Source organism: Streptomyces sp. AM 2-1-1 (assembly GCF_029167645.1).
Taxonomy (GTDB): domain Bacteria; phylum Actinomycetota; class Actinomycetes; order Streptomycetales; family Streptomycetaceae; genus Streptomyces.
Map to the genome: position 1 here is coordinate 1,602,471 of NZ_CP119147.1, position 13,873 is coordinate 1,616,343.

Genomic DNA, 13,873 nt, shown 5'->3' on the forward strand with positions numbered 1-13,873 from the left:
CCTCCCGCAGCCCTCGCAATGGCTCCTGTACGTGCCGCACCGGCCACACCCCACGAACGGGGTGACCGGCGGTGCGGTGATGTCCCCTGCTTGCTCTCGGCGACTCAGAAGCTTCCCTGGAGGTCCTGCCATGACCACTGCCACCGTGTCCACCGACATGAAGCTGCCCGTCGATCTGCCCAAGCCGCCCGGCCTGCACTGGAACGTCCGCGCGCATCAGCCCGTCGACTACAGCGTCAGGATGGTCCGCGGGCTCCTCGATCTGGACAACCCCGCGCTCGCCCGTGCCTGCGGCGGCGGCCTCGGGACCCCGCAGCGCTGCCTGCTGGCCATCGACGCCGTCGTCGACACCCTCTACCGGGACCGGTTCACGGAGTATTTCGCCCACTGGCAGATCGAGCCGTACTGGCAGGTCGTCCAGGGAGACGAGGACGCCAAGTACCTGGACCAGGCCGTCCGCGTCACCGAGGCCATGTCGTCCATGGGCATCCTGCGCCGCGCCGAGAAGGTCATCGCCATCGGCGGAGGCGTCGTCCTGGACATCGTGGGCTTCGCCGCCAGCATGTACCGCCGGGGCATCCCCTACGTACGGATCCCCACCACGCTGGTCGGGCAGATCGACGCCGGGATCGGCGTCAAGACCGGAATCAACTACGGACACCACAAGAACCGGCTCGGCGCCTACTTCGCCCCCGAACTCGCTCTGATCGACCCGAACTTCCTGCGCACCATCGAGCCGCGCCACGTCGCCAACGGTCTCGCGGAGATAATAAAGATGGCGCTGGTCAAGGACGCCGCGCTCTTCGATCTGCTCGAAACGGCGGTCGGCACCATCACCCCCGAGTCCCTGGCCGTGTGCGGCTCGGCGGTCAGCGAGGTCCTGTCCCGGGCGATCTCGGGCATGCTCGACGAACTGGAGCCCAACCTGTGGGAGCAGGTGCTCGAACGGTCCGTCGACTACGGGCACACCTTCAGCCCTTCCCTCGAACTCCGGGCCGACCCTCCGCTCCTGCACGGCGAGGCGGTCGCCGTCGACATGGCGATCTGCGTGGCCGTCGCCCACCTGCGCGGACACCTGTCGCGGAGTGACGCCGACCGCGTCCTCAAGCTGCTCCAAGGTTTCGAGCTCCCCGTGTCCCACCCGGTCTTCACGCGCGAGCTCCTCGAAGAGGCGCTCGCCGACGCGGTCAAGCACCGCGACGGGCTCCAGCGGGTTCCGCTGACCGAGGGCATCGGCTCCGTCGTCTTCGCCAACGACCTCACCGGCGAAGAGCTGGGCGGGGCTCTGGAGTTCATCGAATCGTGGAAGGCCGGCACCGACGCCGACCTGGTCGGTGCGTCGGCGTGAGCCCTGCCATCACTGTCTTCGACGTGGGCGGAACGCACATACGTCAGGCTTGGTGGCTGAGGGAGGGGGAACTGCGGGGGCGCACCTCGCGCCCGTCCCCCGGCTTCCGCCGCCATCCGGGGGCGAGCGTCGCGGAGCTTCAGCGGATGATGGTCCATGAGCTGTGCGACGCCGTCGCGGAGACGCCCGACCCCGTCGTCGGCGTCTCGTTCGGCGCCGCCCTCGACCACCGCTCCGGAGTCGTCTACGCGTCCGCGCCGCTGTGGGGTGACCACAGCGAGCCGTTCGACTTCAAGGCCGCGCTGTCGGCCCGACGGCCCGACGTCACCTGGCACGTCGTCAACGACGTCACGGCCGCGCTGCTGCACGCGGCTGCCGACCCCGGCCGCGCACGGCACCGCAAGGTTCTGCTGGCCACCATCAGCACCGGCATCGCCTGCCGCACCGTCGACCGGCGACAGGGCCGGGACCGCATCCCGGTGGACGGCTGTGGGCTGCAGGGCGAGATCGGCCACCTGCCGGCGGTCACCGAACTGGCCGGCCGCGCGGTGAAGCTGCCCTGCGACTGCGGGGAGGTGGGGCATCTGGCGGCCTACTCCTCGGGACCCGGCATCGCGCGGATGGCTCAGATCCTCAAGGAGCGGGAACCGGCCGGGTGGAACGCGTCACTGCTCGGCACGCTGACCGCCGACGGCACCGCGTTCGAGCCGGCCCTGCGGCGCGCCCTCGACGAACGGGACGTCCTGGCCGGTGACTTGCTCGACGCGGCGACTTCGCCGGTCGCGGCCGTGCTGCGCACCGCGCTCTGCCTCGACCCGGAGATAGACGAGGCGGTGCTGACGGGCGGTGTGGTCCACGGACTCGGACAGCACTACCGCGACGCCCTGATGAGGCACTTCGACCGGGACGGTCTGTACATGACCAGTGAGCGTGACCCCGCGTGGCTGGAGCGGCGCGTCACCGTCACCGGACCCGGCGAAGCCGACGCCCTGGTGGGCGCGGGGATCGCGGCGTACACCGGAGCGGTGGCATGAGCGGACCGGAGACGAGTCATCTGGCTCTCGTCCGGGAAGCCGGACGGGTCAGGCTGCGCGCCCGGCCCACCCAACGGCCCGCGCCGGGAGAACTGCTGGTGACCACGCCCACCGCGGGTCTGTGCGGCACGGACGTGCAGATGCTGCGCGGCCTCCGCGACGACCCCGCCCCGGTCATCGGCCACGAAGGCGTCTGCCGGGTGGTGGCCGCCGGGGCCGGGGTACCGGACGCGTTGGCACCGGGCACATCGGTCGTCATCAACCCGACGCACGGCTCCGACCCGTCGTTCCTGCTCGGACACAACGTCGACGGACTGCTCCAGGAACGCACACTCATCCCCGCGACCGCGGTACGGGACGGATTGGTCGTTCCGCTCGAAAGAGAGCTGGACCCGGTCCTCGGCGCGCTCGCGGAACCGCTGGCTGCCGTCGGGTACGCCCTCGGTCTGCTCGCCACCGCGGCCCCGCGCACGCTCGTCGTGTACGGCGACGGGACCATCGGACAGCTCGCCGTGCGCGCCGCCCGGCGCGGGCTCGGTGACGACGTCCGTGTCGTCCTCGTGCACCACACCCGTGAGGGCCTCGAGTGGAGCGCCCAGCGCCCCCTGCCGGGCGTCGAGCTGACGCTGGGCGAGGTGTCACGCGCGGAAGGGCCGGTGGCGGTCCTGCTCGCCACGCCCCGCACCGGCACGCTCCAGGCGCTGGAGGCGGCGTTGCGGATCGGCGGCGAGGACCTGACCGTCGACCTGTTCGGCGGTCTGCCGCCCGGCGCCGCCAGCACGCTGCTGCCCGGCGTGGACCTGGCAGCCGTACGGGCCGCCAACTGCGCGGGGCAGCCGGTACCGGCCGTGTTCACCACGGTGCGTACCGCAGAGGGGCACAGAGTCCGGCTGACCGGCCACCGCGGGGTGGCGAACTCCCATCTCCTGCGAGCCGCAGCCGAGTTGAGCGACTCCCCCGCCCTGTACCGCGACGTGGTGACCCACGTCGTGGGACCGCTGGAAGCCGCCGCGATCATGAGCCGTCTCGCGACCGGTCCCGGACGCACCGTCGACGGCGCACGCCTCATCAAACTCGCGGTGCGCTTCGCACAGGCACCGCCGCACTCACGGGAGTCGGCATGACAGACCAGAACGGAAACCGGCGCCGCGCGCTGGTGGTCGGGGGGTCCACCGGCATCGGCCGCGGCGTCGCGGACGCCTGGGCCCGGTCCGGACTCGACGTCACCGTGCTCAGCCGCTCCGTACCGGCGGGAGAGGGCGCCGACCGGCTGCGGTGGCTGCCCACCGACCTCACCGACGGTGCGCGGTTCGCCGAGAACCTGGCGCTCGTCACCGAACGCCCGCTGCACGGCGTGTGCTTCTCGGCCGTCCACTACGGCGACCGCCGAGCCCACTTCCGGGACTGCGGTGAGTCGGAGTGGCGCCGTCAGATCGAAGTCAATCTGCACGGTCTGTGGACGACGCTGTCCCGGACGCTGCCCGCACTGAGCCGTCCGGGCGACCCCGGTGTGTTCCTCGGCATCTCCTCCGAGGTCGTCTACAACGCGGGACCCGGACGTTCGGGTTACGCCGCGTCGAAAGCGGCGGCATCGGCCCTGCTCGACTCGGTCACGCAGGAGGAAGGCGCCCGGGGGCCCGGCACCGAGGCCGTACGCATCATCCAGGCACTGCCCGCCGCGATGGTCGACACGCCCGGCATACGGCGCCGGCGCCCCGACGGATTCGACTACAGCGCCTACATGGAACCCGCGAGCTTCGCACCGCTGGCCCGGGAACTGGCCCTTACCGCGGGTGCCGGGCTCCACGGGGCGCACCTCGTGGTCGACGGCGGAGGGACGTGGTCCCCGGTCGGCGAGCGGCTGCCGGTGTCGCAGAGCCGCGCGGTGTCATGAGCCGCGCTCCCCTCGTGGGGCTGGTCGACTGGCGGCTTCCCGGGGACCACTTCGACGCGGCCACCCTCGCACACGACGTGGGGGCCGACGGCCTCCAGCTCGATCTCGGAGGGCCGGGCCGCGGGCCGTGGCTCGACGCGCCGGGCGTCCTCGACCGCGTACGGGACACCTGCGCCCGGCTCGGTGTACGGCCACTCGCCGTGGCGGGCAACACCCTGAACGACATCGGCCTGCACACTCCCGCGGAAGGGCCCGTCCGCGGCGTCCTGACGCGGGTACTCGACGCGGCCGCGGCCCTCGACGCCCCGCTGGCGTTCGTCCCCAGCTTCCGGCGCAGTGAGATACGCGAGGTGGGGGATCTGCGGCGGACGGCCGCCCGGCTCAGCTGGGCCGCGAAGGAAGCAGCGGCCCGGGGACTGCTCCTGGCGAACGAGAACTCCCTGGCGCCGCGCCGGGCGCTGGCCCTCGTGGAGGAGGTTGCGGAGCCGAACTTCAGGCTGCTCCTGGATACGTACAACCCTCGCGCACACGGCGTCGACGTGGTGGAGCTCATCGAGGCGACCCATGCCTGGATCGCGCCCCAGATCCATCTCAAGGACGGCACGGACGGCGTCGTCGCCCGGGAACCGCTGGGTGAAGGAGACGGCCGCGTGTGGGAGGCACTCACCGCCCTGCACGGAGCAGGGAGCACACCGTACGCGCTGGTCCTAGAAAACGATTACCGCGACGGCGACCTGAGCCGTCTCACGGCAGACATCACACGTACCCTTCGGCACGCTCCTTGGAGTCACGTTGCAGAATCTTCCGTCCGCGTACACCTCGACCACGCTCCTGGACGGCACGGTGAGTCTCAGCAAACGCGTTTTCCCGTATGACGCGCTGCGCGAGGACACCGTCGTGATCAAGACCGAGTACCTCGGCATCTGCCGGGCGGACGCCAAGGAGATCCGTGGCTCCCGCGACGTCCCGCAGGACCGGGGACCGCTGTTCGGCCATGAACTCGTCGGCACCGTCTGCTACGCCGGTTCACGCACCAGGTTCCGGGACGGCGAGACAGTCACCTTCAACCCCAACATCACGCCGACCCGCACCACGGGATTCGCCGAGTACGTCTTCGTCCACGGCAGCGAGGAACAGTTGGAGCAGGCCGTGGTGCGCGTGCCCGCGGCGGGCATGGGGCAGGGCGCTTGGATGCCGGAACCGTTCGCCTGCATCGTGCACGCGGTCAAGAAGCTGCTCGAACTCGCCGGCCCCGCATCGTTGCGGGGAAAGCGGACGGGCATCGTCGGCGCCGGGTGCGCGGGCCTCATGTTCGCCATGTACGCCCGGCACCTGGGTGCCCAGGTCACGGTGTTCAACCGCGGCGAGCAGCGTCGTTCCTTCGCCCGCGAGCAGGAAATACTCGCTGCGCACGAGACACACGCGCTGGCGGACGCCGACTCCTTCCGCGACGAGTTCGATGTCGTCGTCGTCGCGCCCACCATCGCCACGACGCAGATCCTCGAAACCGCGGCCGGCATCACGGCCGACGGAGGACACCTCCTCGTCTACGGCGGCACACGCAAGGGCGACATCTTCCCCGCCGGCCAGGCGGACATCGACACGATCCGCAGGCAGGAACTGATCGAGCCCGTGTCGTACGGGACCAAGAGGTTCCACCTGACGGGTGCCTACGGCTGCTTCAAGGAGGACTACGAGGACGGATTCCGTCTGCGTGCCGAGCACCCGGAAGCGTTTCCCCTGGAACGGCTCGCCTCGCGGTCCATCGGCCTCCATGAGTTCCCCGAACTCATCATGGACATCGCCGCAGGAGCGACGGACCACCCGGGGAAGGTGCTGATCAGGATCTGACCGACCGGGCCGGGTGGCCCGGCGATCGAGGGTGGGGCGGCTGTGGGGGCGGCCGGAGAAATCGGTCGTCCCGCACGAGCGGAACCGCTCCCGCCGTTCACCTGCGCGGCGCAGCCCGGTCGGCCTGCACTCCCTCGTACGACGACCTCCGAAGACGTCCGGCCACCCGGCGGCCAACCCTCACCACCCGGCAAAGCCGCTGGCTGGCGGCGGCGCGACAGGATAAAGGTTGGGAATCAGATGGAGCCCCACGTCACGGTGGGTGGTCCTCGGACGTGCCCGAGCCCCCTGCCGGATTCGAACCGACGACCTACGCACGCCAGGGGCTGCAGGGTGACCCAGGGTGTGCTGGGCGGTGTCCGTGAACCGGCTCTGTCCCGTAATCAGTGGTGGCGCCGTGCAGTGATCGCTGGAGGAGAGAGCCAATTCCCCTGACACTCCCTCGGAACGAGCGTCGAGATATCGCCGCAACTCCCACGACGCACATAACGCACACCACCCAAACCCGCAGGTCAGGAAGCCTGTGCGAGGGGTTCCAGGATCGCCACACACTCCACGTGGTGCGTCATCGGAAAGTGTCGGCCTGGGCTGGTGACCGAAAAGACCAGGTCAGAGCAGTTTTTTCGGCTCGCCGCGCAGCCTGAGTGCACCCAGAGCGTCAAACGAGCGTGACGGTCGACAGCCTGTCCCGCCCACTCGGGCCAGGCCGAGCCGCCACGACCAGTTGCCCCAGCGGCCTCCGTCCCGCCACCGCAGAAGCCGGCCGCGTGGCGGGCGGACAGGCCAGAGCTGCACACGCGACTCCTGGCGAATGCGATCGCCCTCGGCTCCCCCGTATCCGCCGGTCTTCACCGGCGGATACGCCAGGCTTTCGATGTCGCAGCCGAAAATCCGGTATCCGTGGCCGATGGCTGCGCGATGATCGGCGCCCCTGGCGTACGCCCGACCGGTACAGGTCACCAGCTCCGCAACGGGCAGCCAACTGGACAGCGGATGATCCGCTCTTCGCCCGCGGGCCTGACAGCAGCTCGGCGAGCCGGCAAGGCGTGCTTCGCGGGACAGCGCCGCCGTGCGCGTCCTCGGGCAGCGTCTCGGGCATCGCAGAGCAGTGAAGTCGCCCGCCAGCTCCGCGAACGGGGCCGGCTCCAGATGGACCAGCTGGAGGCGTACGGCGACTACCTGTTCGGCGCCGTCGACTTCCTGGAGGGCGAGAGCGTCTGGCACCGCGACATCAAGCCGGACAACGAACGCCCCACCGGACGGGGCCGGCCCCCGGCGGAGCGCCAGAAGCCAGCACCGCACACGGAACCTCGTTCCACCCCGGGACGTCACGACATCGCACGTCAGGGCACTGGGAACCAGGTCGACAGGCGCTTTGCGATGACCGGCACATCGACGTTGTCCTGCGCGACTTCCTCGACGAACGGGCCGGCAATTGAGACCGGCGGCGGGGCAGTACTGGGGCTGACGCCGTTGAACCGCAGAAAGACACGCATGGCAAGCCAGGCCGTGCGTTTGTTGCCGTCAATCAGCGCGTGATTGCGGGCAACGGAGTGCAGAAGTGCCGCCGCCTTCTCGTGCAGGGTGGGATACAGCTCGGCTCCGAACACGTTGGTGCGGGGCCGTTCGATAGCTGACACCAAAAGTCCCATGTCACGCACGCTGTGCTCGGTACCGTTCACCGTGCGAGCGATGGCCAGGATTTCGTCGATCTGGATGTAGCGCACTTCGGTCACTTCAAGTAATCCAGGATCTCCGCGTCACTGTCCATGATCTCGGCCAGGACATCGTCGACCTTCAGCTCGGCCCGGTCCTGGGCGTCGCGGATGGCCTCGACAGCGAGCTCCTGCTTGCTTCGGCCCTCTCGACGAGCACGCTCGGTGAGCTTCGCGTCGAGATCGTCGGGGAGTCGGAGTGTCATCGCCATACAGCGATGATACCGGGCTGGTATCACGGTGGCGAGGTGATACCAGCCACTCGAGACCTCGAACCACAGCGCCACGTCCTGGGGCCCGGACGGGCCACGCGCTCGGCTGCAGAAGCGTGCGGCGGGACGGCAGTTCGCGGCGCCGCTGGGGGTGCGGAGGGACGCTCGTACCGGATTCCTTGACTCCGTGCCGACGGTCCGGTCCGCACAGCCCCAGCCGGAGAGGTCCGTGAGGTGGGGACTTCCGCTCTTCGAGCGTCAAGAATCTCGGATGAGACCCTGAAGGCGTCGCCCACTCAAGCGCGTCGCTGTCCAACCGGACCACAAGAGCGCAGGTCAGGCGCCCTTTGTGGCAGGCTCCAAAATCGCCACGCACTCCACGTGGTGCGTCATCGGGAACAGGTCGAACGCCCGCAGGGTGCGCACCTTGTACCCGCCCTCCCGGAAGTACGCGATGTCCCGGGCGAGCGCCGCCGGGTCGCAGGCGACGTAGGCGATCTTGCGGGCGCCCAGGCCCGAGAGGTGCTTGACGACCTGCTTGCCGGCGCCGGCGCGGGGCGGGTCGAGGACGATGAGGTCGCACTCGGTGATGCCGGTGCGGGGCAGGACCTGGTCGACTTTGCCGTGCTCGATGCGGACCCGGTCGAGGTCCTTCAGGTTGTGTCGGGCGTCCTCGACGGCGCGCTTGCCGGACTCGATGCCGAGGACCGCGCCCTTCTCGCCGATGCGCTGGCCGATGGCACCGGCGAAGAGGCCGACGCCGCAGTAGAGGTCGAGGGCCGTGTCGCTCTTGCGGGGCAGCAGGCCCTGCATGACGGCGCGGACCAGGGTGGTGGCGGCCTGCGGGTGGACCTGCCAGAAGCCGCCGGAGCCGACGCGGTAGGTGCGGTCGTCGGCCACCTCGCGGACGAAGGCGCGGCCGTGGACGCGGTGGACGCCGCCGTCGTGCTCTTCGACGCGCAGCACGGAGACCGGCTTGTCGAGCTCGACCAGGGGCAGTCGGCCGCCGGGCTTCGGGGTGAGGATGACCTGGCGGTCGTGGGAGCCGGTGGCGGAGATTGCCTCGACGCCGGCCAGCGTGGGCCAGGTGCGCTGCTCGATGCCGAGTTCGCTCACCCCGGGGGCGGCGATCATGCAGTGGTCGATCGGCTGCACGTCGTGGGAGCGGTGCTTGCGCAGGCCCGCGCGGCCCTCGTCGTCGACGGCGTACTGGACGCGGGTGCGCCAGGCGGGCACCTCGCCGGCGGGGAGCTTGTCGCCTTCGGCGGGCATGACGGTGCCGTCCCAGCCGGCCTCTTCCGGGGTGAGGCCCGCGAGGCGCTGGAGCTGCTCGGCGATGACCTCGCCCTTGAGCCGGCGCTGGGCGCCCGGCTTGGCGTGCTGCCAGTCGCAGCCGCCGCACATGCCGGGACCGGCGTACGGGCACGGAGCCGGCACGCGGTCCTTGGACGGCTCGATGACGGTGACGGCGTCGGCGCGCAGGAAGCGGGAGTCGGTGTCGCCGTCGGTGACCCGGGCGATGATCTTCTCGCCGGGGAGCGTGTGGCGTACGAAGAGGACCCGGCCCCCGTCGGTACGGGCGATGCAGTGGCCTCCGTGCGCGACGGGGCCGACCTCGACCTCGTACTCCTCCCCGACCAGCGACAACGTGGATTCGTTCTGCATGAGGGGAGGCTCCAGGGATCGGGGAGGACGAACAGGGGGGCCGGCGGCCGCGGACGGTGTTCCCGCGGCCTGAGCCGTACGGCGGTCCGACGCAGGCGGCCGGACAACAGCCCACCAGTCTACGTGGGTGCCGTCCGGCCGTTCACCACCGAAGGGCAGGAGGGCGACGCGCGCGCGGGAAGCCCGCCCGCGTCGCGGCGTCACGGCTTCTTCGCGTGCTCCTTCGGCCGGCGCTCGACCGGTCCGCGACGGACGGAGCCGGGGGCGGTCCACTCGGCGCGCCTGCGGGCCCGCTTCTTGGCGACCTCGGAGGACTCCAGCTGGTACGGCACGGAGGTGACCATGACCCCCGGGGTGAAGAGGAGACGCCCCTTCAGCCGGAGCGCGCTCTGGTTGTGCAGCAGGTGCTCGTACCAGTGCCCGACGACGTACTCGGGGATGTACACGCTCACCACGTCGCGCGGGCTCTCCCGGCGCAGCCCCTTGACGTACTCGATGACCGGGCGGGTCACCTCGCGGTAAGGCGAGTCGAGGATCTTGAGCGGGACGTTGATGCCGCGTCGCTCCCAGTCCTCGCGCAACGCCTTCGTCTCCTGGGCGTCGACGCTGATGGAGAGCGCCTCCAGGTGGTCCGTGCGGATCAGCTTGGCGTAGGCGAGGGCGCGCAGGGTGGGGCGGTGGAGCTTGGAGACCAGCACGATGGCGTGGACGCGCGAGGGCCGGACGGTCTCGTCGGAGGGGGTCTCGTCGGCGGCGATCTCGCGGGCGACGCGGTCGTAGTGCTTGCGGATCGCGGTCATCGTTCCGTAGAAGATGACCATGCCGAGGAGGGCGACCCAGGCGCCGTGGGTGAACTTGGTGGCGAGGACGACGACCAGCACCAGGCCGGTGAAGAACGCGCCGAAGGTGTTGATGGCGCGGGAGCGGATCATGTGGCGGCGCTTGGCCGGGTCCGTCTCGCTGCGCAGGTGGCGGTTCCAGTGCCGGACCATGCCCGTCTGGCTCAGGGTGAACGACACGAAGACGCCGACGATGTAGAGCTGGATCAGGCGGGTGGAGTCGGCGCCGTAGACCCAGACCAGCAGGATGGCCGCCCCGGCCAGCAGCACGATGCCGTTGGAGAAGGCGAGGCGGTCGCCGCGGGTGTGCAGCTGGCGCGGCAGGTAACGGTCCTGGGCGAGGATCGAGCCGAGCAGCGGGAAGCCGTTGTACGCGGTGTTGGCCGCGAGGAAGAGCACCAGGGCGGTGGCCGCCGCGAGGACGATGAAGAGGAACGAGCCGTCCCCGAAGACCGCTGCGGCGACCTGTGAGATCACCGGGTCCTGGACGAAGCCGGAGCCGACCGAGGAGCCGTTGTGGAACAGGTCCTTCGCCGGGTTCTCGGCCATCTTGACGTCGGTGACCATGGCCAGCGCGATGATGCCGCAGAACATGGTGACGGCCAGCAGCCCCATCATCGCGAGCGTGGTCGCGGCGTTCTTGCTCTTGGGCTTGCGGAAGGCGGGCACGCCGTTGCTGATCGCCTCGACACCGGTGAGCGCGGCGCAGCCGGAGGAGAAGGCGCGCAGCAGCAGGAAGACGAGGGCGAAACCGGCGAGGCCGCCCTGCTCCGGCTTGATGGTGAAGTCGGAGGTCGGCGCGTGCATGGAGTCACCGAGGACCAGCGACCGGAAGGCGCCCCAGGCGATCATGATGAAGACGCCCACGACGAAGAGGTACGTCGGGATGGCGAAGAGCTTCCCCGACTCCTTCACCCCGCGCAGGTTCATCAGGGTCAGCAGCACGATCGCGACGATCGCGCAGAGCGTCTTGTGCTCGATGACGAAGGGGATCGCGGAACCGAGGTTCTCCACACCGGAGGCGATCGACACGGCGACGGTGAGGACGTAGTCGACGAGCAGCGCGCTGGCGACGGTGAGTCCGGCCTTGGGGCCGAGGTTGGTGGTGGCGACCTCGTAGTCACCGCCGCCGCTCGGGTAGGCGTGGACGTTCTGCCGGTACGAGGCGACGACCGTGAACATGAGGACCACGACGGCGACCGCGATCCACGGGCTGAAGTGGTAGGCCGACACGCCCGCGATGGAGAGCACCAGGAGAACTTCTCCCGGGGCGTACGCCACCGAGGACAGCGGGTCGGACGCGAAGACGGGGAGGGCGATGCGCTTGGGGAGGAGCGTTTCCCCCAGCTTGTCGCTGCGCAGGGCCCGTCCGATCAGGATCCGCTTGGGCACGTCGGTCAGTTTGGACACGCACAGGATCGTAAGCGTTGCCCGAACGGCCGGTGCCCCCCGCCCGCACGTGGCACCCCAATCTCCTGCGATCAGCGGAGAAGTCGCCGGAATCCTTAACGCAATCCTTGCGCTTCCCCCGATCGGAGTCACGCCGCGCGGCCGGGACAACGCTGGGAGTCACGGGCGGGCGCCGACTCGGTGCGTCATGGCGGCGTACGCGCCCGCCCGAGCCGCTCCGCTCCTTCTCCCCCGCTCCTTTTACTCCGGCTTTGCCGCGGCTTTCACTCCTCTTGCACCGTCCTGGCTCCGCCTTTGCCGGGGCGCCCGGCCGAACGCACACTCGGGTGAGGCGGGCTGGGGGATGCCGCATAAGCTCATCCCCGGGCAACGACGGACGTGGTTGCCCCGTTTCTTTGCCCGGCAAGCCGAGAGAGAGTTGTGAGCACGGTGTTTTCGCAGGTCAGCCGGACGACCAGGACTGCGAGGTAGGCACAGGGTGCATATCGTCATCATGGGCTGCGGGCGAGTCGGAGCCGCTCTCGCGCAGACCCTGGAACAGCAGGGGCACACGGTCGCCGTGATCGACCAGGACCCCACGGCGTTCCGACGCCTCGGGTCCGGGTTCGGTGGCCGTCGTGTCACCGGGGTCGGCTTCGACCAGGACACCCTCCGTGAGGCGGGTATCGAGGAAGCGGGCGCGTTCGCCGCCGTCAGCAGCGGCGACAACTCGAACATCATCGCCGCCCGGGTGGCCCGCGAGATGTTCGGCATCGAGAACGTCGCGGCCCGCATCTACGACCCGCGCCGTGCGGAGGTCTACCAGCGCCTCGGCATCCCCACCGTGGCCACGGTCCGCTGGACCGCGGACCAGATGCTGCGGCGGCTGCTGCCGTCCGGCGCCGAGCCGCTGTGGCGCGACCCCAGCGGTGGCGTCCAGCTCGCCGAGGTGCACACCACTCCGGCGTGGATCGGGCACAAGATCAGCACGCTTCAGGATGAGACGGGGGTGCGCGTGGCCTTCCTCACCCGACTGGGCGAAGCGATCCTGCCGTCGTCCCAGACGGTCCTGCAGGAGGGTGACCTGGTCCACGTGATGATGCGTACGGACGAGGTCGCGAAGGTCGAGGCGGCCTTCGCCGAGGGCCCCGAGGAAGGCGGTCACTGATGCGCGTGGCGATTGCCGGCGCCGGCGCGGTGGGCCGTTCCATCGCGGCCGAGCTGCTGGAGAACGGGCACGAGGTCCTGCTCGTCGACAAGGCCCCCACCGCCATCTCGGTGGAGCGGGTCCCGATGGCCGAGTGGCTGCTCGCGGACGCCTGCGAGATCACCTCGCTCGACGAGGCGGCGCTCCAGCGCTGCAACGTGGTGATCGCGGCGACCGGTGACGACAAGGTCAATCTGGTCGTCTCGCTGCTCGCGAAGACCGAGTACGGCGTGCCGAGGGTCGTGGCCCGCGTCAACAACCCGAAGAACGAGTGGCTCTTCAACGAGTCGTGGGGCGTCGACGTCGCGGTCTCCACGCCGCGGCTGATGTCCGCGCTGGTGGAGGAGGCGGTGAGCGTCGGCGACCTGGTCCGGCTGCTGCGCTTCAGCCACGGCGACGCCAACCTGGTCGAGCTGACCCTGCCCCCGGAGTCGGCTCTGGCCGGTACGCAGGTGGGCGAGGTGGAGTGGCCCGAGGACACCTCTCTGGTGACCATCATCCGCGGTACCCGGGTACTGACCCCGAGCTCCGAGGAGACGCTGGAGGCCGGCGACGAGTTGCTGTTCGTGGCCGCGCAGGCACGCGAGGAGCAGTTGGAAGACCTGCTGTCGGTACGCCGGGGGGTATCGGCCGACGAGTGAGGGGCGCCGCGCCCGCGGCAGCCGTGACGGCGGAGGGGGCCGGGCCCCCGTGCGTACGCACGGGGGCCCGGCCCCCTC

At 70.2% G+C, this 13,873-nt stretch carries 12 protein-coding genes; 8 read left to right on the forward strand and 4 right to left on the reverse strand.

Annotation, left to right across the window (positions count from 1 at the left end):
• Nucleotides 1-130 precede the first annotated feature (130 nt).
• Genes PZB77_RS06740 through PZB77_RS06765 form a run of 6 tightly spaced genes read left to right on the forward strand, consistent with a single transcriptional unit; the run spans nt 131 to nt 6,127 of the window.
• Nucleotides 131-1,348 carry a sedoheptulose 7-phosphate cyclase gene (locus PZB77_RS06740; RefSeq protein ID WP_275491657.1) on the forward strand — a complete coding sequence of 406 codons (1,218 nt, stop codon included), beginning with the start codon at nt 131-133 and terminating at the stop codon, nt 1,346-1,348.
• Complete coding sequence (locus PZB77_RS06745; RefSeq protein ID WP_275491658.1) at nt 1,345-2,382, forward strand: ROK family protein; 1,038 nt, start codon at nt 1,345-1,347, stop codon at nt 2,380-2,382. Before PZB77_RS06740 ends, PZB77_RS06745 begins: the two co-directional genes overlap by 4 nt.
• A complete protein-coding gene (locus tag PZB77_RS06750; RefSeq protein ID WP_275491659.1) occupies nt 2,379-3,506 on the forward strand; it encodes an alcohol dehydrogenase catalytic domain-containing protein in 1,128 nt (375 codons plus the stop codon). Before PZB77_RS06745 ends, PZB77_RS06750 begins: the two co-directional genes overlap by 4 nt.
• A complete protein-coding gene (locus tag PZB77_RS06755) occupies nt 3,503-4,276 on the forward strand; it encodes an SDR family NAD(P)-dependent oxidoreductase (RefSeq protein WP_275491660.1) in 774 nt (257 codons plus the stop codon). The genes PZB77_RS06750 and PZB77_RS06755 overlap by 4 nt, the downstream gene beginning before the upstream one ends.
• Nucleotides 4,273-5,151 (forward strand): TIM barrel protein, encoded by an 879-nt coding sequence (locus tag PZB77_RS06760; protein ID WP_275491661.1) that lies wholly within the window; start codon nt 4,273-4,275, stop codon nt 5,149-5,151. The genes PZB77_RS06755 and PZB77_RS06760 overlap by 4 nt, the downstream gene beginning before the upstream one ends.
• A complete protein-coding gene (locus PZB77_RS06765; protein WP_275491662.1) occupies nt 5,069-6,127 on the forward strand; it encodes a medium chain dehydrogenase/reductase family protein in 1,059 nt (352 codons plus the stop codon). The genes PZB77_RS06760 and PZB77_RS06765 overlap by 83 nt, the downstream gene beginning before the upstream one ends.
• A gap of 1,343 nt (nt 6,128-7,470) precedes the next feature.
• Here PZB77_RS06765 and PZB77_RS06770 read toward each other — a convergent pair.
• The 4 genes from PZB77_RS06770 to PZB77_RS06785 all read right to left on the reverse strand — a co-directional run bounded on the left by PZB77_RS06770 (nt 7,471) and on the right by PZB77_RS06785 (nt 11,968).
• Nucleotides 7,471-7,863 (reverse strand): type II toxin-antitoxin system death-on-curing family toxin, encoded by a 393-nt coding sequence (locus PZB77_RS06770; RefSeq protein ID WP_275491663.1) that lies wholly within the window; start codon nt 7,861-7,863, stop codon nt 7,471-7,473.
• Nucleotides 7,860-8,054, reverse strand: a complete 195-nt coding sequence (locus tag PZB77_RS06775; RefSeq protein WP_275491664.1) for a ribbon-helix-helix protein, CopG family — start codon at nt 8,052-8,054, stop codon at nt 7,860-7,862. Before PZB77_RS06775 ends, PZB77_RS06770 begins: the two co-directional genes overlap by 4 nt.
• A gap of 336 nt (nt 8,055-8,390) precedes the next feature.
• A complete protein-coding gene (locus PZB77_RS06780) occupies nt 8,391-9,719 on the reverse strand; it encodes a class I SAM-dependent RNA methyltransferase (protein WP_275491665.1) in 1,329 nt (442 codons plus the stop codon).
• Between the two features lie 200 nt (nt 9,720-9,919).
• Nucleotides 9,920-11,968: an APC family permease gene (locus tag PZB77_RS06785; RefSeq protein ID WP_275491666.1), complete on the reverse strand. Its 2,049-nt coding sequence runs from the start codon at nt 11,966-11,968 to the stop codon at nt 9,920-9,922.
• Nucleotides 11,969-12,446: 478 nt separating this feature from the next.
• Here PZB77_RS06785 and PZB77_RS06790 point away from each other — a divergent pair, with 478 nt between their 5' ends.
• Together PZB77_RS06790 and PZB77_RS06795 are read left to right on the forward strand one after the other, a co-directional pair.
• A complete protein-coding gene (locus PZB77_RS06790) occupies nt 12,447-13,115 on the forward strand; it encodes a TrkA family potassium uptake protein (RefSeq protein WP_275491667.1) in 669 nt (222 codons plus the stop codon).
• Complete coding sequence (locus tag PZB77_RS06795; protein WP_275491668.1) at nt 13,115-13,795, forward strand: TrkA family potassium uptake protein; 681 nt, start codon at nt 13,115-13,117, stop codon at nt 13,793-13,795. The genes PZB77_RS06790 and PZB77_RS06795 overlap by 1 nt, the downstream gene beginning before the upstream one ends.
• The last annotated feature ends 78 nt before the right edge of the window (nt 13,796-13,873 follow it).

What these genes read in the sequence shown, in the direction of transcription:
- PZB77_RS06740 (WP_275491657.1), top strand. Translation starts at nt 131, where the DNA reads ATGACCACTGCCACCGTGTCCACCGACATGAAGCTGCCCGTCGATCTG.
- PZB77_RS06750 (WP_275491659.1), top strand. Translation starts at nt 2,379, where the DNA reads ATGAGCGGACCGGAGACGAGTCATCTGGCTCTCGTCCGGGAAGCCGGA.
- PZB77_RS06755 (WP_275491660.1), top strand. Translation starts at nt 3,503, where the DNA reads ATGACAGACCAGAACGGAAACCGGCGCCGCGCGCTGGTGGTCGGGGGG.
- PZB77_RS06760 (WP_275491661.1), top strand. Translation starts at nt 4,273, where the DNA reads ATGAGCCGCGCTCCCCTCGTGGGGCTGGTCGACTGGCGGCTTCCCGGG.
- PZB77_RS06775 (WP_275491664.1), bottom strand. Translation starts at nt 8,054, where the DNA reads ATGGCGATGACACTCCGACTCCCCGACGATCTCGACGCGAAGCTCACC.
- PZB77_RS06780 (WP_275491665.1), bottom strand. Translation starts at nt 9,719, where the DNA reads ATGCAGAACGAATCCACGTTGTCGCTGGTCGGGGAGGAGTACGAGGTC.
- PZB77_RS06795 (WP_275491668.1), top strand. Translation starts at nt 13,115, where the DNA reads ATGCGCGTGGCGATTGCCGGCGCCGGCGCGGTGGGCCGTTCCATCGCG.